The sequence below is a fragment of the Micromonospora sp. NPDC049836 genome (genome assembly GCF_044465125.1).
Classification (GTDB): domain Bacteria; phylum Actinomycetota; class Actinomycetes; order Mycobacteriales; family Micromonosporaceae; genus Micromonospora.
In genome coordinates this window covers 132,515-148,312 of record NZ_JBITLH010000016.1, presented here as the reverse complement: position 1 = coordinate 148,312, position 15,798 = coordinate 132,515, and the positions used below count along the sequence as shown (strand labels likewise).

Genomic DNA, 15,798 nt, shown 5'->3' with positions numbered 1-15,798 from the left:
GCGTACTTCCTCATCGCCGTGTAGCCGTCGCGGTCGGTGTCGAACCGGCCGCCGCCGACAACGCTCTCATCGCGGGCCATGACCTCGATCGTGGCGGAACGCTTGTGCGGGTCCATCCCGATGACCACACGATCTGACGTGCCACTCAACGCGTCCTCCCGTTGCTCGATCCACTGAGTTGTCGAGCCGGGAGGGCAACGCTACTTCGAGCCGAGCAAACCCCTCTTGAGCCTCTCCCCGCCCTCGGGCGACGCCCGGGCCGCGCAGGCCAGATGAGAGCCACACGACCAGCGTGGGCAGCCGCAATGAGAGCGACAGCCCGGACGCCTCGACCGAAGCCTGGCCGGGCCACGGTCGCGGGTCAATGAAACAAGTAGCCGCAAACTGGGCGCTATATGGAGTTGTGGCAGACCCGGCTGTTGGGCCTCGGCTGTGGCTCCGCAGGTCCACCGATGGCTACGCTCCGACCGTGAGTTTGGCAGACCGTCCGCTAAGTCCCGCAGTGATCGAGGCGTTGACGTACTGGCCGGGAATTGTTCACCCGGTGGCGCCGACGCCGGTGGATCTCGGGGTCCTGCCGACGTGGTTCAACGAGCTGCTTGACGAGTGGCCCTGGTGGGACCGCGCTTGGCGGGTGACCCGGGTCGAGCCCGCCCATCCGTGTGAGATCGCCCGGGACGAACCGCGTGCCGTTTCGAGGTTCACCGAGGTGACCGTGCCTGGCACGGTCAGCCGCCACGCCGGGGACACGTTGCCGTTGTCCGCGCGGGTCCGGTTCAGCGATGACCTGCTGATCCGGTTCCAGGCGAAGGTGGGCGACGTCGTCATCGGGCCGGGATCCGCCGCGGCGGGCGTGCCGGAGCGGCACCCTTTCGGTTCGGTGCTCGGCACGCTGATGGACCTGCGCGGGATCTCGGTCAGGGAGATGGCCGTACGGTGCGGCCGGTCGATGTCGACGATCAACATGGTGCGCAGCGGCAGTTGGAATCCACACCGGATTCTGGTCGCGGAACTCGCCGAGGCGCTGGACATGTCCGAGGAGGATCTGCTGGCCATCGCCGGGCTTGCCGTTCATCCCTGATCTGTTGGATCGCGTCCAGTCGCGCGGAGATCCATGCGTTCGGCTGTCTTGCCACGGCATCACGCTGGACCCGGCCGGTGACCCCGAGGAACATCAACCGCAAGGAGCCGCAGTCCTGGAGGTTGCCATGTTCGCTCGTGTGGCCGTGTGGAATCCGATGCCGCAGGACGATCGCCAGTGGGTCATCGACGCTGCGAAGTCCGTGCCGGGGGTCCTCAGTTCCTACCACCTGGTAGACCCGGACACGGGGAACGGCCTGTCGGTCGCCTTCTTCGAGGACGATGTGGACGTCGCGGCCGTGCGGGCCGCCATCTCGGCCAAGGGCCAGGAGATCGGCTGGCACAACGAACCGCGCCCGGCTCCGGATCGCGAGACGATCTACCGCGTGATCCGTCATGGGTAGCGAGCCCGACTGCGACGTCGCGGAGTCCCGCTTCAACGGCAAAAGCTGACGCCGTCAGCCCTGGATTTCCATGTCGACCACCAGGTCGCCGACGAAACGGTAGACGTGCCGGACCGTGCCTTCAGCGATGACCCCGCCCGCCTGGTCCCGGACCACTTGATGCACTGTGACGCTGATCCGGCCGTCGTCCTCGACATCGAAGGCCACCGGTCGCACGGTGGGGTCGATCTCGGCCCATTGGCGCGTCCAGTAGTCGCGTACCTGCTGATGTCCACGTACCGTGCCGCCCTCCCAGCCGTTGGGCCACAACACGTCGGGGGCCAGCGCCGACAGCAGCGTCGTCAGGTCCCGCCGGTTGAAGGCCGCGTAGAGCCGGTTGAGGAGCCGTGAATAGTCGAGTGGCCGGTCCTGGTCCATGCGGTCAGTCTCGGCGTCGCGCTGCGGAACGGACAGTCAGGTTAGCCGTGGGCAGAAGACCCGGGCCGGTGGCCTCGACCAGCGCGAGCGTGGACCGTTCGACACGGGTGCCTGACCGGGAGTTGGCCGGAGGTCGAGCAGCTGAGCGAGCGGCCGAGCCCGTGAGCCGCGGCGAACTAGCGCGGACGTGGGCACCACGTCGAGCGGGACGAGCAGACGGCTGGACAGCACCATGGCGCCATGCCCAGTATCGCCGCTGCCCAGAGCGGCCGCAGCTCCAGAGGCCGAGCAGCCCCGTGGACCGCGGTGGACCATTCGGGCATCTCAGTCCTGCTGCTGGCGCAACTCATCGACGGTAATGGTTCCTTTGGGACGAAGGAGTCGAACTCCGCCGGTGAGACAAGGCCGACGGATCTTGGCAGGTGGGAGCACGCCGCTGGGTACATCCCGGAGAGTTACCAGCTCTCCCGCCAAGCGGGGAGCGCGGGGCGGGTTTCGCGCAGGAGTCATACCCATCCCCTCGGTCGCTGCCAGGCACCTTCCAGACTGACGGTCCGGGACTGTACGGTCCATCGCCATGAGCTACGACCTGATCTTCGTGCCCCGAAGCGACGGCCAGTCCTGGGATGACGCGTTGGACGCGGCAGAGGAGGCCGACAGCGACGAGCGCCCGAGCGGGGATGCCTGGACCCGACTGGTGGCGGCGGCGCGACAGGTGCTCGGCGAGGTTTCCGTCTTCGAAGGGGTCCACAACTACGAACTGACACACGAGCCGACTGGCATCCAACTCAGCTACTACGCAGAAGAGGCTGGGATCACGGTTCCCTACTGGTACCGAGGTGAAGATGCTCGGGCGGTCGTCACGGCGATGTATCAACTCGGCGATGCCGTCCAGGTGGTCACGGGCCTACCTGGATACGACCCCCAGCTGGGGCTGCCGCTGCCGGACGCCGTCGCGCAGCTGGAGCTTGCCGTCACGGTCTTCGATGAGGTGGCAGCGTCCTTCGCGAAACGAGGGATCTCCAGTCCCAGCAACGGCTGAGTGAGCCATTTTCATCGTGATCATGCTGGTCGCGGCGGGGTGCGGGTTGCGGAGACCGATGAGGGCGAAGCTCCAGGTCAGCACGTGGGCGTATGGTGCATGCGTGACTACCACCGGCGACATCCGGCGTTGGGCCACGGCATTGCCTGAGGTCGAAGAGACCAGCCACTTCCGGTTCCACGTCCCCGTCTGGAAAGTTCGGGACCGGACCTTCCTCGGCATGGGAAAAGGCGAGACAACGGCCGTGTTCTGCGTCAGCGAGCAGGAGGCGAACGACGCGGCGGCGGCCGACCCCGCCACCTACGACGCTGTCCGACGTCAGGACGCGAGGAGAAGTTTCCTCGGACTGCAGGTTCAGCTCGGTAATGTCTCCGAGGACCGCATCAGGAGCCTGGTCGAGAAGGCATGGCGTCACCAGGCGCCGAAGGGTCTGATCGCCGAGCGCGACGGAGGCCGCTGATCCTTGAGCCGCTTCTCATCGTGATCGTGCAGATCACGGTGGGTGCCGGGAGCGGCACCGCTCAGGATGCTGTCATGGCCCGACGCCACGTCGACGTGCCGGCGTGGTCAAAGTTAGAAACTCCTGCACCGCGGAGAGCAGCGCCGCCGCGGCGATACCGAAGGCGAGCCCGCTTCGGAACTCTGCGGTGTGCGAGCGTTGGTCCTCCGTGGCGCTGCGGGCGACGACTGTCATGGCGTCGGCCGCCGTTAATGGCTGGTTGACTTGACCAGTCACGGGCCGCCACGACCAGAGGAATATGCCTATCTCATCCGGTGGCAGACCACTGACGAAGGCGTAGTCTCCGGTGAGCCGTAAGTGCCGGCTGACGCTGACCTGCGGTTGAGGGGGCTCGCGGCCGTCGCCCGAGCTGTAATTTTGAACCTGGAACGAGGGGAACGCCGCGGCGAGGTTCGCGTTGCGAACCTGTAGGGCACCGGCCTCGAGGTTGTCCCAGGTCAGTGCTGCTGAGTACGCCCCGCCGCGCACGGCTCCGGGTGTGATTAAGACGCTGTCGCTACTGGCGTCGTACCGGTCCACCCGTGATGAGGAATCGAATAAGACGTGAAAGCCTTTCGGGGCGATCGCGAATAGGCTCCATCCGGCATGGGCTAGGTCTGGGCCCTTGAGGTCCACGTGCAACACCGTCTCGCTGTGCCGGTTGGGGCCGCTCGACTCGCCGAGTGATAGCCACAGTTCGACGATGATGGGCGATGTCGCGGGATGCTCCGGGTCGAAGTGCAACTCGACGGACGATGTGACGGGCTGCGGCACCGTCGTGTCGGGCAGGAGCCAGAACCCGGCCGCGGCCGTGACGGCGCCTAGAATCGCGAGCACCACGACCGTCGGGGTGACGCCCGGGCGCATGAACGCCACGACTCGGGCAAGTGGGGAAGACGTGGGCACCGACGCCAGCGTGCTCACGTACGACGGCGCCGGGGCGGGCTGTTCGGGCGATGCGGCCGCTGCGGTGGCGGTTACCGGCTGGTCCCGCGCGGCTTGGACAACTGTCTGCACCGATGTGTCGAGAGCCGCGTCTTCTGCTTGTTTCCGGCGCTCGGACCGGCGCAGGATCCCGATCGCGACGCCCGCGACGATCGCCGTCAGAGCCAGCGTGCGGCTGATCGGGGCCACCGCCCTCCGCAACTTGTCGGCCACGCTTCCCATCCTGTCGGCCGGGCGGCCCGCTGGTCGATCGCCGGACCGTCAAATTTCGGCGATCGCTCGTTGGTCCACTCTGCCGGGTCGGATGCTCGTCAATCAGGTAGTACTGGCACGGCTCGAACTCGTACATGACTCCGGCTGGTACGGCAGCCGCCGTCCGAGATCTTGCTGATGAACCAGGTGGACGCGGGGCGGCCACCGCGTGATCGTCTGTGCCGCGAACCGGGCCAACGGGGCCGGGATGCCGTGTCGCAGCAGGAGTTCGCGGCCCGCAGCTTCATGTGCTGACCCCGAGCCCGACAGCTCCGCCGGGTGTTCCACCTTGCCGATGTCGTGAGTGGCCGCGCCGAACAGCACGGCCGCCGGGTCGACCGCGAGCTGCGGGAGGCGCTCCGCCGCCGCGTCGACGACCTGCGCCGCCACGTCGTGCACCGCCCGCAGGTGGGCGGCGAGCCGGGGTGGCGCGTGCAGCGCCACCAGCAGGTCGACGACATGGTCGGGCAGGGGCCGCAGCGGTGGGTCGGGGGCGGTGAGGGCCCGCCGTAGCGCATCGAAGATCACCGGACCCAGGGTTGCAACGCGCGCCGACGTGGTCCTGGCAGCTTCCGCCTTACCGATTGACAATCGATAGGAAACTAGCGACACTCGGTAGGTGTTCATCGAGCGTCGAGCGGTAGCCCCGCTCAGAATCTTCCTCGTCCTGCTGTTCGGGGTCCTGGTCGTGTTCCAGACCCTCTCGCTGCCCGGCCAGTTCGCGCACATGGCGAAGGAGGACCCGGACATGGCCTACCTGCGCTGGCCGGCGACCGCCGTGTCGGTGTTCTGGGTGCTCTGCGTTCAGGTGGTGATCGTGGCCACCTGGCGGCTGCTCACCATGGTCAAGAACGACCGGATCTTCAGCGACGCCGCCCTGGTCTGGGTCGACGCGATCGTCTGGGCCGTCGCCGCCGCGTGGGTGGTGCTGGTGGGCGTCTTCCTCTACGTCGGGTTCCACGCCCACGACCCGGGGCTGCCGCTGCTGCTGTTCCTGCTGGTCGTCGGGGTCGCCGTGCTGGGCCTGCTGATGGTGGTGATGCGGGCGCTGCTGCGCCAGGCCACCACGCTGCGCACCGACATGGAGGCGGTGATCTGATGCCCATCGTCGTCCGCATCGACGTCGAGCTGGCCAAGCGCAAGATGAGCGTCGGCGAGTTCGCCGAGCGGGTCGGGCTCACCCCCGCCAACGTCGCGGTGCTCAAGAACGGTCGGGCCAAGGCCGTCCGGTTCAGCACCCTGGAGGCCATGTGCCGGGTGCTCGACTGCCAGCCCGGTGACCTGCTCGAGTGGGTCGACGACGCGCACCACCCCGAGAAGGAGACCCCATGACGTACGTCCTCGCCGCCGTCGGCCTGCTCGCCGTGGCGCTCGGCGCCGCCGGCTTCGTCTACGGGGAGGCCGACGACTCGCCGGGCCTCCAGTTGCTCAGCGCCGTACTCATCATCGGGGTGGTCGCCGCCGGCGTCCGCATCGTCCGCCGCGGACGCCGGCAGCGGTAACCCCGGCGCTCACTCCTCGGCGAGCCGGTCCGGCGCCTCCAGGGCCGCCTTCACCGCCTGGAGGAAGGCGACCGCCTCCCGGCCGTTGACCACCCGGTGGTCGTAGCCGGCGCTGATGTTGACGTACCGGCGGGTGATCAGCTGGCCGGCCGGGTCGAGAGCCAGCTCGTCCTGGGTGCCGCCGAGCGCCACCACGCAGGTCTGGCCGGGAAAGACGATCGGCCCGGCGAGCACCACGTCCGGGTCGGTGTGCAGCGAGACCACGATGGCGCCGCCGGTCAGCTCGCCGGCCCGGAAGCCCTCCGCGCCGGCCCGGGTGCGGAAGTCCATCAGCGTCTCGGCGAGCTCCGCGCAGGTCAGCTCCTCGACGTCGCGGATCACCGGGATGAACAGCCCGGTGCCGACGTCGATGGTCACCCCGACGTGGGCCGCCTCGGCCAGCCGTACCGTGTTGCCGTCGCCGGGGGAGGCGAACAGCAACGGGTGCTCCTCGCGCAGCCCGCCGACCGCCTTGACCAGCAGCTCCGGCAGGCCGACCAGGGTGCGGGTGGCGCGGGTGAGCCGGCGGGCCACCGCCAGCGCGGCGTCCACCCGCACCTTGATCACGGCGAGCGCGGCCGGCACCTCGCGGTGCGACTCGGTGACCACCGCGGCGACCGCCCGCTGCGAGCGGGGCAGCGGGAGCACCGGCCGGGGGTCGTCCGGCTGCGGCGCGTCGCCGGCGGCGAGCGCCGCCGCGGCCACCACCACGGCCGGCTCCGGGGTGGTCGCCCGGTCGGCCAGCAGCCGCTCCACGTCGGTCCGGCGCACCACGGCCCGGCCCAGCGTCCGCAGCTCCGCTTCGGTGACGCCGTGCGCGGCCGCGAGGTCCCGGGCCGAGTCGGTGAGCACCGGTCCGGACCCCTCGTCGCCGTCGGCGGCGGCCGGCGCGGCGGGGGTGGCCCGGGCCAGCCAGCGCTGCCGGGCCTCCTCGTCGTCGAAGACGTGCCCGATGACCTGCCCGGGGGCGCACTCCTGCTGGACCGCGACCAGCCGGTGCAGTACCCCGGTGTGGTCGCAGGCCAGCTCCTCGGCGGCCTTGGAGGTCTCCACCTCGGCGACCGGGTCACCGGCGGCGACCTTCCCGCCGTCGTCGACCAGCCAGTCGGTGAGCACGTACGACGTGTCGTTGTTGTTGAGTTTCGGCACGGTCAGGTCACGCACCGGTGACCACCTCCTTCACGGCCCGGCGGATGTCCGCGTCCTGCACCAGCACGGTGCGTTCCAGGTGCGCGGCGGTCGGAATGACCTGGTCGGCGGAGTGCACCAGCCGCACCGGCGCCCGCAGCGCCCCCCACCGCCGGGCGTGCACGGCCTGGGCCAGCTCGGCGCCCCAGGTGCCGCCGGCCGTGCTCTCCTCGGCCACCACCACCCGGCCGGCCCGGGTGACCGCCGGCAGCAGCCCGTCGACGTCCAGCGGCCAGAGCCGGGACGGCACCAGCACCTGGCAGACGATGTCGTCGCGCAGCAGCAGCTCCCGGGCCACCGCGACGGCCCGTACGGCCAGCCCGCCGGGCACCACCAGGACGCAGTCGCACTGCTCGGGGTCGTCCACCCAGACCCGGGCCACGTCGCCGTCGGCGCCGACCAGGTCGTAGCGGAACAGCTCGTCGACCACGCCGTCGGCGTACATCCGGTTGGTGTAGAGGACCTTGTCCTCGAAGAGCAGCCCCGGCCGCCCGGAGTCGAGCAGCCTGGCGAGCACCGCCCGGTTGTCGTGGAACGGCGACACCTCGCACAGGGTGAGCCCGGGGATGCCGACGAAGTGTTTCTGCAGGCTCTGGCTGTGCGTCGGCCCGTAGCCGCGGTTGCCGCCGGTGGGGCAGCGCACCACCAGCCGCATCGGCACCGGACGGCCGTACATGGCGGTGGACTTGCTGGCGAAGTTGAGGATCTGGTCGAAGGCCAGCGCCACGAAGTCGCTGAACATGATCTCGACGATGGCGCGTTGCCCGGCCAGCGCCAGCCCGCCGGCCACCCCGACGATGCCGCCCTCGCTCAGCGGGGTGGACAGCACCCGGTCCGGCCAGCGGCTGGACAGCCCTCGGGTCACCTTGAACGCCCCGCCGTACGGGTCGACCAGGTCCTCGCCGAGCAGGTACAGCCCGGGGTCGTCGGCCAGCAGCGCGTGCAGCGCCTGGTTGAGGTTCTCCACCACCCGCTCAGCCACGCCCGGCCTCCTCCCACCGGCTCGCCGGCCGCCCGGCGACCTCCCGGACCACCTCGGCGACGTGCCGCCGCTGCCGCGCGTCGTGCGCGGCGAACTGCTCCGGGTACGCCCGCGCGTAGCGGACGTACCAGTCCTGCTCGCGGGCGTACCCGATCTCCTCCGGGCGGCGGGTGTCGTCGCCCTTGCTGTGCGGCCCGACCCGGTGGGTGCGCAGCTCCACCACCGCGGGCGTGCCCTGCTCGCGGACCCGGCGCAGCACCGGGGCCAGCGCGGCCCGCACCGTGTTCGTGTCGGTCGAGGTGACCAGGGTGTGCGCCACGCCGAAGGCGCGGGCCCGGCCGGCGAGGTCACCGGCGAGCTGGGCGCTGGTCGGGGTGGACTGGGCGATGCCGTTGTGCTCCACCACCAGCAGCAGCGGCAGCCGCCACAGCGCGGCCATGTTCAACCCCTCGTAGACCGCGCCCTCGCCCCAGGTGCCGTCGCCGAGGTGGACCAGCGCCAGGTGTCCCGGCTCGGCCCGCTTGAGGTGCAGCGCCACCCCGGCGGCCACCGGCACGCTCTCGCCCTGCACCCCGGTGGACAGGTAGCGCTCGCGCAGGATGTGCTGGCTGCCGCCGACCCCGTGGCAGACCGCGCCCTGCCGGCCCATCACCTCGGCGAGCAGGCTGTGCGGGTCGCCGAACCGGGCCAGGTAGTGCCCGTGCCCGCGGTGGTTGCTGAACACGTGGTCGCCGTCGGCGAGCAGCGGGCGCAGCGCCACCGGGACGTACTCCTGCCCGAGGCAGGTGTGCGTGGTGCCGTGCAGCTCGCCCCGGCCGAACATGTCCAGCAGGGCCAGCTCGAAGTGCCGGATGAGCAGCAGCAGGTCCAGGTCGTCGTCGTCGAGGCGGGACGGGGCCGGCGCCGGCGCGGCGGTCGCGGTGGCGCTCACCGGGGCACCCCGTCGCGTTCGGCGGCGATGAGCGCGACCAGCCCGGCCACGTCGGTCACCGCCAGGTACTCGCGCAGGTCCAGCCGGACGTCGAGGTCGTCCTCGATCACGGTGAGCAGCCGCAGCGCCTCCAGGCTGGTCCAGTTGGCCAGCGCGTCGAAGCGCACCTCGGGGGTGACCTGCCCGGCCGGTACGTCGGCGACCTGCGCGACGAGGTCCGCGACGGTGGCGAACAGCTCAGGCACGGACGTCTCCCTTCTCCTTTAGGGCGATCCACGCCGGCAGCAGCCGGGGCGGCGGGTGCAGCGGCAGCGCGTACCGGGTGGTGCCGTCCTCCTCGGCGGCGACGGTGAACCCGGCGGCCGGCCAGACCGCGCCGCCGGGCTTGTTGCGGGCGGTCGGCCGGAACAGTGCCTCCAACCCGGTGGCACCCGCGTCCCGGGCCAGCTCGGTGACCCGCTGCAGCACCGCCTGCTCGATCCCGCGGGCGAACACCCGGCAGCTGAGCACGAAGTTCTCCACCACCCAGCGGTCCGGGTCGCCGCGGTCCAGCCACACCCCGCCGACCAGGCCCTCGTCGCCGAACCGGTCGGCCACCTCGACGGTGAGCACCAGGCGGCCCGGGTCCGCGGCCCGCTGCCGGGTCTGCGCCTCGGTGTGCGCCCGGTCGGTCATGGTGAACTGGTTGGTCCGCAGCCCCAGCTGGGCCAGCCGGGGCAGGCTCAGCTCGTCCACCGGGCGCACCACCACCCGCAGCTTCAGCTCGTGCAGGTAGTCCTCGGCGGAGGCGAAGGTGGCGGCGAAGCGCTGCCGGCCGGCCCGGGCCCGGTACAGCGCCGTGCGCTCCCGGTCGGTGGCGCCGGTGGTCAGCACGGTGAAGTGCCCCTCGTCGAGCAGCCGGCGGGAGAAGCCGGCCGGGTCGCCGGCCAGCTCCACCACCCGTACGGTGGGCAGCTCCCGCCGGACCAGCTCGCACTCGAACGGGCTGTCGTCGGCGAAGACCACGCTGTCCAGCCCCAGGTTCAGCGTGCCGGCGAGCTGGCGCAGGTTGTCGTCCTTGCGGCCCCAGTTCACCGCCTGCGCCACGAAGTCGTCGGCGCGCAGCAGCAGGTCCGGGTGCTGCGCGAACGCCTCGGCCACCACGTCGGGGTCGTTCTTGCTGCACACGGTGAGCAGCACGCCCTGCCGGCGCAGCGCGAGGGCCCGGCGCTGCACGTCCCGGTGGCAGTTGCCCGGGTAGTCGGTGCCGAGGGCGATGCCGGCCAGCCCGTCGTCGCCGAGCACCCCGCCCCAGAGGGTGTTGTCCAGGTCCAGGGCGAGCACCTTCGCGGCCTTGCCGAGCGCCGCGCGGCAGAAGGTGGCCGCCTCGTGGGCGTACCGGCGCTCCACCCCGGGCGTCCAGGCCATGCTGGCGTACCGGTAGAGGCGCTCGTCGCGGACCGGCCCGTCGTGGTCCACCAGCACCGTCTCCAGGTCCAGCGTGTACGCCCCGTCCCGCTCGCCGAGCTCCAGCAGCCGCCCGTTCAGCTCCCGCCAGATCCGGCCCAGCCCGGCCCGGCCGCGGAAGCTCACCAGGCTGCGGTGCTCCACCCGGGACAGCGGCACGGTGTGCAGCAGCAGCGCCCCGTCGCTGCGGGCGGTGTGGCCGGCGACGGCCGCGGCCAGCACGTCGGCCCGGTCGAGGAGGGTGTCCCGCAGGCCGGCCAGGTCGCCCGGGTCCCACTCGGCGGGCAGGAACCACCCGTCGTGCAGCAGGCACAGCGTCACGTCGGGGCGGAACCCGACCAGCGCGGAACGCGGATCGCTGAGGTCGAGCAGGAGCTGGTCGAAGCCGGAGACGTGCAGTTCCGGGGCGATCCCGATGCGCAGCAGCGCCATCCGCAGCAGCGGCTCGACGGTGCCGGGGGTGAAGGTGCCGGTGACCGCGACCCGCAGCGGGCGCAGCGGGAAGTCCGGGGTGGCCAGCTTCTCCGCCGGCACGTCGGCCAGCAGCCGCCCGGCGGTGGCGAGGGTGGTCACCGGCGCGTCGTCCAGGTGGACCAGCGCGGCCGCCAGCTCCGGGTCGGGGGCCGCGTCCGGGCGGCGCAGCCGGCGGATCCGGAGGAGCGCCTCCTCGACTCTCATCGTGTCGTCCTTCCTCCCCGCCGGGTCGGCGGGGCGGTTCGTCGGTCGGGGTCGCGTCGGTGGTCAGACCCGCAGCAGGGTGCAGACCCAGTGCATGCCGCTGCCGGTGCTGGTCAGCGCCACCAGGTCGCCGGCGGTCAGGTCGCCGTGGGCCAGGTGGTGCTCCAGGCCGATGAGTTGGTCGGCGCAGCCGACGTGGCCGTGGTCCAGGGCCAGGTCGACGTTGGTGCGGTCCAGCTCGACGCCGAGGTCCTTGGCCAGCTCGGCGAACTGCCGGGCGTTGTCGTGGAAGTGCACGAACCGGCGTACGTCGGCCGGGGTGACGCCGGCCCGGGCGCAGGCGGCGGCCACCACCCGCCGGTTGCGGTCCCGGATGGCGGCGACGAACCGGAACATCCGCCGCACGTCGCCGGCGAAGAACTCGTTGAGCCGTTCCGCCGGGTCGCCGACGCGCGGGGTGCCGGCGTCCGGGGTGAACGGGGCGGCCGCGCCGCCGACGGGCATCCGCATGAAGCCGGCGTAGCGGCCGTCGCTGATCGTCTCGGTGGCCAGCCAGCGGCACCGGTCGTGGTCGCGGATCAGCACGGCCGCGGCGGCGCCGTCGGAGAAGACGCTGGTGTTGATCTCCATCCGGTTCCAGTACGGCTCGCAGACCCGGTTGGCGCCGATCAGCAGCGCCGTCCGGTAGCCGGGGTGGGTGGCGAACCGACCGGCCGCCGTGTCGAAGCCGGCCACCCCGCCGCCGCACGCCTGGTTGAGCAGCACCGCCTCGGCGTCGTGCGCGCCGAGCCGGGCCTGGGTGTGCGCGGCCGCGTCCCAGTAGAGGTGTTCCACCAGGTCGGGCACGGCCAGCACGACCAGGTCCAGGTCGGCGGCGGCCACCCCGGCTCGGTCCAGCGCGGTGCCGCCGGCCACCACCGCCAGGTCGGTCACCCCGATCCCGTCGGCGGCCCGGTGGAAGGTCCGGTACTCCCAGGAGCGCACCCGGTCCAGGTCGGTCGTGTACCGCGGCGCGGCCACCGCCACGTCGACCGGCTCGCCGAGCACGTGGGCGAGCGCGGCCACCCCGAGCGCGACCGGCGGGGTGTCCGACGCTCCGGCGGGCTGGGCGCGGCCCTCGGCGGTCCGCGGCCCGGCCGGGACGGCGGCGCGGCGCGCCGCGGTCACCGGAGCGCTCCGACCGGCTCGGCGGCGACCGGCACGTCCGCGTCGACCCGGACGGCCCGGACCGGTACGGGCGTGCCGGTGAGCCCGTCCAGGGTGGACAGGAACCGCGCGGCGGCGCCGTTGCGTCCGGTGTCGGTCCAGTGGACCCGCACCTCGCCCGCGCCGGCGGCGGCCGCCCGGCCGGCCACCTCGCGCAGCACCGCGGCCTCGACGCCCTTGCCGAGCACCGGGCAGGAGAGCGAGAAGAGGTCCACCGTCCAGCGGTCGGCGTCCGGGCGTACCGCCACCAGGCCGCCGGTGCCGTAGTCGCCGAGCCGGTCGCGGACCTCGACGGCGAGCAGGTCGCCGGCCCGGCCGGCGAGCACGCCGGCCGGCGGGGCCGGGCAGAGCGCGAAGTCGTGCGCCCGGGCCACCAGCTCGGCGACCGGGGGCACGTCGGCGGCGGCGACCGGCCGGTACGCCAGCCGGACGTCCAGGCTGGACACGAAGTCGTCGAGGGACAGGCCGGCCGGCGGGTCCGCCGGCGCGACCGCCGGGGCGCCGGTGGCACCGCCGGCCCAGCGGCGGTCCGGGATCCGGTCGGTCAGCCGGGCGGCCCGCAGGGTGTCCGCCCAGCCCGCCGGGTCCGCCCCGAGCCGCAGCGTCGCCCCGACCGGGCCGGGGGCGTCCGGTCCGCCGGGGCCGGCGTCCGGCCCGGTCGTGACCAGGACCAGCTGGGCCGGGGCGAGGTCCAGCTCGGCGGCGATCTCGGCGAGCTGCGCCGGCACCGGCCGGTCGTCGGTGATCCAGCCGTCCAGCACGGGCAGCAGCTCCGCGTGGCTCCCCGCCGACCACCAGCCGGGGCCGCCGGCCCGCAGCGCCACCGCCAGCCCGGCGGCCCGCAGCTCGCGCAGGACCGGCAGCAGGGCGGCCGGGTCGGCCAGCGCGTCGCCGTCGAGCACCAGCGCCCGGGGAGCCGCGCCGTACCAGCGGCGCAGCAACCCGGCGGTGGCCGCGCCGAGCGCCGCGAACACCTCCTCGGTGTACGGGATCTTGGCGAACCGGAACAGCGCCGGGTGGTACGCGTGCCGGGCGCCCACCGCCCGGACCGCCTCCTCGGCGTCGATCAGCAGCACCCCCGGGTCGGCGGCCAGCCGGACGCGCAGCCGTTCCCGGGCGGCGGTGGCGGCGGCGGTCACGCCGTCGGCGTCGACGGCGTCGCCGTACCCGCACGGGCGGTCCTCGGGGATCGCCGGCAGCACGTACGCCAGCAGGGCGCCCTGCCGGCGCGCGGCGGCGACCGCCGCGTCGGCGCCGGCCAGCAGCTCCTCGACCCAGCCGGCGCCGGCCGGGCCGGTCGCGCCGGCCTCCTCCAGCCGCTGCGCGACCAGCAGCACGTCGGGGCGGACGGTGGCGGGGAAGCCGTCCCCGGCCAGGCACTGCTGGACCACCTGGTTGAACGGTCCGACGTCGACGGTGGCCGGCAGCCCGGCGTCGTGCAGCGCCAGGCCCAGGTACGGCACCAGCGGGTCCACCGTGTAGCTGGCCAGCAGCCCGATCCGCAGCACCGGCGCCCGGTCCGTGCGGCACACCGCCTGCCAGCGGGACCGCAGCGCGAACAGGTCGCCGCTCATGCCGGCACCGTGCCCTTGGCCCGCAGCACGTCGCGCAGCGCGCCGACGCTGCGCACGTCGCGGATCTCCTCGAAGGCGAAGGAGAGCCCGTAGACCTCCTCTAAGGTGACCACCAGTTGCAGGTGTCGCAGGCTGGTCCAGGTGGGGATGGTCTCCGGCCCGGACTCGTCGGTCACCTCCGCCGGGTCGACCTCCAGCACCCCGGCCACCACCTCGGCGAGCCTCATTTCGCCACCACCGCGCGGTCGTCGGTCAGTTCGTCGGTGCCGGTCGGCGCGGGCAGCGGGGCCGGGCCGGGCTCGGGCTCGTCGTGGTCGGGCAGGTCGACCTCCATCCGGCGGATGCTCGGCGAGAGCCAGCCCGCCGCCGCCACGCCGATGCCGAGCACGCCGACGATGACGAAGATCAGCCCCATCCCGGCGCCCGGCCCGTCGCCGACCAGCCAGCCGAAGAGCGGCACGCCCGGCCCGCCCTCGCGCATCATCGGCTCGAACCAGCGGTCCGCGGCGATGCCGGCCAGCGCGGTGCCGCCCGGGTACGCCAGGTCCTCGATGAACTGCCGGGCCGCGAAGACCCGGCCCTGGGCCGACGGCTCGACCTTCTCCTGCCAGACCGACTGGGCGTACCCGTCGATGAACGGGATGGACAGGTGCAGGAAGAGCAGCGCCACCGACCAGACGATGATCGAGTCACCGACGCCGTAGACGATCCGGCCCAGCACGCTGAACACGAGGATGGCCAGCAGCATCCGGCGGATCTTGTGCCGGGTGTTCGGCAGGAACCCGAGCAGGGCGGCGCCCGCCACGCCGCCGACCGCGCCGATGGTCTGCACCAGGCCGACCGCGTTGGTGCTGCTGTCCGTACGGGCCAGGATCTGCGGCACGAGCAGGGCGAAGCCGACGGCGGCCAGCACGTTGATGGCGAACATGATCGCCTCCAGCCCGGTGAACGCCCGGCTGGCCAGGATGTAGCGGAAGCCGTGCACGGTGTCGGACCAGAAACCGCCGTCGTCGTGCGCGGCCCGGGGCACCGGCGGCAACTGGACCAGCAGCACCGCACCGATGGCCACCACGTAGGACAGCGCGTCGACCAGCAGGATGACCTTGATGTCGAGGACCCCGAGCAGGGCCGCCGCGAAGCCGGGCGCGAAGATCACCGGGATGGTCCGGACCGCGAACATCATGGCGTTGGCCCGCGGGTACTGGCCCTTCTCCATCATCACCGTGATGGTCGCCTGGTACGCCGGCAGCTGGAACGCCAGGAACGCGCCGGTGACCAGGTTGACCAGGTAGAGGTGCCAGACCTGCACCGAGTCGGTGAGGAAGAGCAGCAGCAGCGCGCCGGTGGTGACCGCCGAACCGATGTCGCTGAGCACCACGGTCAGCCGGCGGCTCCACCGGTCGACCAGGGCACCGGCGATCGGGCTGAAGACGACGGTCGCGCCGAACGCGAACGCCATCAGCAGGGTCAGGTCGAAGGCCCGGCCGGTGGCGTCCCACACCCAGATGCTCAGGGCGAAGTTCGTCATCCGGGTGCCCAGCGCCGACAGCAACTGGCCGAACCAGATCGTGGTGAACCCGGCGAACCGGGACGGGCGTCGGAACGCCATGGGG

At 72.5% G+C, this 15,798-nt stretch carries 19 protein-coding genes; 7 read left to right on the top strand and 12 right to left on the bottom strand.

Going from position 1 to position 15,798, the window contains the following annotated elements:
* Positions 1-469: 469 nt before the first annotated feature.
* Both ACIBPB_RS30145 and ACIBPB_RS30140 read left to right on the top strand, forming a co-directional pair.
* Entirely contained in the window at positions 470-1,081 is a 612-nt protein-coding gene (locus tag ACIBPB_RS30145; protein ID WP_396842826.1) for a helix-turn-helix domain-containing protein, read from the top strand.
* 127 nt (positions 1,082-1,208) lie between these two features.
* Positions 1,209-1,484: a hypothetical protein gene (locus ACIBPB_RS30140; RefSeq protein ID WP_396842825.1), complete on the top strand. Its 276-nt coding sequence runs from the start codon at positions 1,209-1,211 to the stop codon at positions 1,482-1,484.
* Positions 1,485-1,538: 54 nt separating this feature from the next.
* Here the strand turns inward: ACIBPB_RS30140 and ACIBPB_RS30135 are convergent, their stop codons facing one another.
* Complete coding sequence (locus ACIBPB_RS30135; RefSeq protein ID WP_396842824.1) at positions 1,539-1,901, bottom strand: nuclear transport factor 2 family protein; 363 nt, start codon at positions 1,899-1,901, stop codon at positions 1,539-1,541.
* Between the two features lie 577 nt (positions 1,902-2,478).
* Here ACIBPB_RS30135 and ACIBPB_RS30130 point away from each other — a divergent pair.
* Positions 2,479-2,943: a hypothetical protein gene (locus ACIBPB_RS30130; RefSeq protein ID WP_396842823.1), complete on the top strand. Its 465-nt coding sequence runs from the start codon at positions 2,479-2,481 to the stop codon at positions 2,941-2,943.
* A gap of 103 nt (positions 2,944-3,046) precedes the next feature.
* Positions 3,047-3,403 carry an MmcQ/YjbR family DNA-binding protein gene (locus ACIBPB_RS30125; RefSeq protein ID WP_396842822.1) on the top strand — a complete coding sequence of 119 codons (357 nt, stop codon included), beginning with the start codon at positions 3,047-3,049 and terminating at the stop codon, positions 3,401-3,403.
* Between the two features lie 72 nt (positions 3,404-3,475).
* Here ACIBPB_RS30125 and ACIBPB_RS30120 read toward each other — a convergent pair whose 3' ends face one another.
* Positions 3,476-4,600, bottom strand: coding sequence for a hypothetical protein (locus ACIBPB_RS30120; RefSeq protein WP_396842821.1), 1,125 nt, complete (start codon positions 4,598-4,600; stop codon positions 3,476-3,478).
* Positions 4,601-4,702: 102 nt separating this feature from the next.
* Positions 4,703-5,266 carry an HD domain-containing protein gene (locus tag ACIBPB_RS30115; protein WP_396842820.1) on the bottom strand — a complete coding sequence of 188 codons (564 nt, stop codon included), beginning with the start codon at positions 5,264-5,266 and terminating at the stop codon, positions 4,703-4,705.
* On the opposite strand from ACIBPB_RS30115, the gene ACIBPB_RS30110 reads away from it, so the two are divergent.
* Genes ACIBPB_RS30110 through ACIBPB_RS30100 form a run of 3 tightly spaced genes read left to right on the top strand, consistent with a single transcriptional unit; the run spans position 5,259 to position 6,141 of the window.
* Positions 5,259-5,738, top strand: a complete 480-nt coding sequence (locus ACIBPB_RS30110) for a DUF2975 domain-containing protein (RefSeq protein ID WP_046563521.1) — start codon at positions 5,259-5,261, stop codon at positions 5,736-5,738. The two genes, ACIBPB_RS30115 and ACIBPB_RS30110, sit on opposite strands and share 8 nt — an antisense overlap.
* Positions 5,738-5,971: a helix-turn-helix transcriptional regulator gene (locus ACIBPB_RS30105; protein WP_357321981.1), complete on the top strand. Its 234-nt coding sequence runs from the start codon at positions 5,738-5,740 to the stop codon at positions 5,969-5,971. The genes ACIBPB_RS30110 and ACIBPB_RS30105 overlap by 1 nt, the downstream gene beginning before the upstream one ends.
* Complete coding sequence (locus ACIBPB_RS30100; protein WP_197087532.1) at positions 5,968-6,141, top strand: hypothetical protein; 174 nt, start codon at positions 5,968-5,970, stop codon at positions 6,139-6,141. The genes ACIBPB_RS30105 and ACIBPB_RS30100 overlap by 4 nt, the downstream gene beginning before the upstream one ends.
* 9 nt (positions 6,142-6,150) lie before the next feature.
* Here the strand turns inward: ACIBPB_RS30100 and ACIBPB_RS30095 are convergent, their stop codons facing one another.
* The 9 genes from ACIBPB_RS30095 to ACIBPB_RS30055 form a co-directional block, all read right to left on the bottom strand.
* Positions 6,151-7,344 carry a 2-oxo acid dehydrogenase subunit E2 gene (locus ACIBPB_RS30095; protein WP_396842819.1) on the bottom strand — a complete coding sequence of 398 codons (1,194 nt, stop codon included), beginning with the start codon at positions 7,342-7,344 and terminating at the stop codon, positions 6,151-6,153.
* On the bottom strand, positions 7,337-8,350 hold the full coding sequence (locus ACIBPB_RS30090; RefSeq protein WP_396842818.1) for an alpha-ketoacid dehydrogenase subunit beta: 1,014 nt from the start codon (positions 8,348-8,350) through the stop codon (positions 7,337-7,339). The genes ACIBPB_RS30095 and ACIBPB_RS30090 overlap by 8 nt, the downstream gene beginning before the upstream one ends.
* The gene (locus ACIBPB_RS30085) at positions 8,343-9,281 is read right to left on the bottom strand and encodes a thiamine pyrophosphate-dependent dehydrogenase E1 component subunit alpha (RefSeq protein WP_396842817.1); all 939 of its coding nucleotides are present in this window, start codon (positions 9,279-9,281) and stop codon (positions 8,343-8,345) included. The genes ACIBPB_RS30090 and ACIBPB_RS30085 overlap by 8 nt, the downstream gene beginning before the upstream one ends.
* Positions 9,278-9,526 carry an acyl carrier protein gene (locus ACIBPB_RS30080; protein ID WP_396842816.1) on the bottom strand — a complete coding sequence of 83 codons (249 nt, stop codon included), beginning with the start codon at positions 9,524-9,526 and terminating at the stop codon, positions 9,278-9,280. The genes ACIBPB_RS30085 and ACIBPB_RS30080 overlap by 4 nt, the downstream gene beginning before the upstream one ends.
* Positions 9,519-11,405 (bottom strand): HAD-IIIC family phosphatase, encoded by a 1,887-nt coding sequence (locus ACIBPB_RS30075; protein WP_396842815.1) that lies wholly within the window; start codon positions 11,403-11,405, stop codon positions 9,519-9,521. Before ACIBPB_RS30075 ends, ACIBPB_RS30080 begins: the two co-directional genes overlap by 8 nt.
* A 63-nt stretch (positions 11,406-11,468) precedes the next feature.
* Positions 11,469-12,572 carry a 3-oxoacyl-ACP synthase III family protein gene (locus ACIBPB_RS30070; RefSeq protein WP_396842814.1) on the bottom strand — a complete coding sequence of 368 codons (1,104 nt, stop codon included), beginning with the start codon at positions 12,570-12,572 and terminating at the stop codon, positions 11,469-11,471.
* Positions 12,569-14,185 carry a hypothetical protein gene (locus ACIBPB_RS30065; RefSeq protein WP_396842813.1) on the bottom strand — a complete coding sequence of 539 codons (1,617 nt, stop codon included), beginning with the start codon at positions 14,183-14,185 and terminating at the stop codon, positions 12,569-12,571. Before ACIBPB_RS30065 ends, ACIBPB_RS30070 begins: the two co-directional genes overlap by 4 nt.
* Positions 14,182-14,412 (bottom strand): acyl carrier protein, encoded by a 231-nt coding sequence (locus tag ACIBPB_RS30060; protein ID WP_046563514.1) that lies wholly within the window; start codon positions 14,410-14,412, stop codon positions 14,182-14,184. The genes ACIBPB_RS30065 and ACIBPB_RS30060 overlap by 4 nt, the downstream gene beginning before the upstream one ends.
* Positions 14,409-15,794 carry an MFS transporter gene (locus tag ACIBPB_RS30055; RefSeq protein WP_396842812.1) on the bottom strand — a complete coding sequence of 462 codons (1,386 nt, stop codon included), beginning with the start codon at positions 15,792-15,794 and terminating at the stop codon, positions 14,409-14,411. The genes ACIBPB_RS30060 and ACIBPB_RS30055 overlap by 4 nt, the downstream gene beginning before the upstream one ends.
* Positions 15,795-15,798 lie beyond the last annotated feature (4 nt).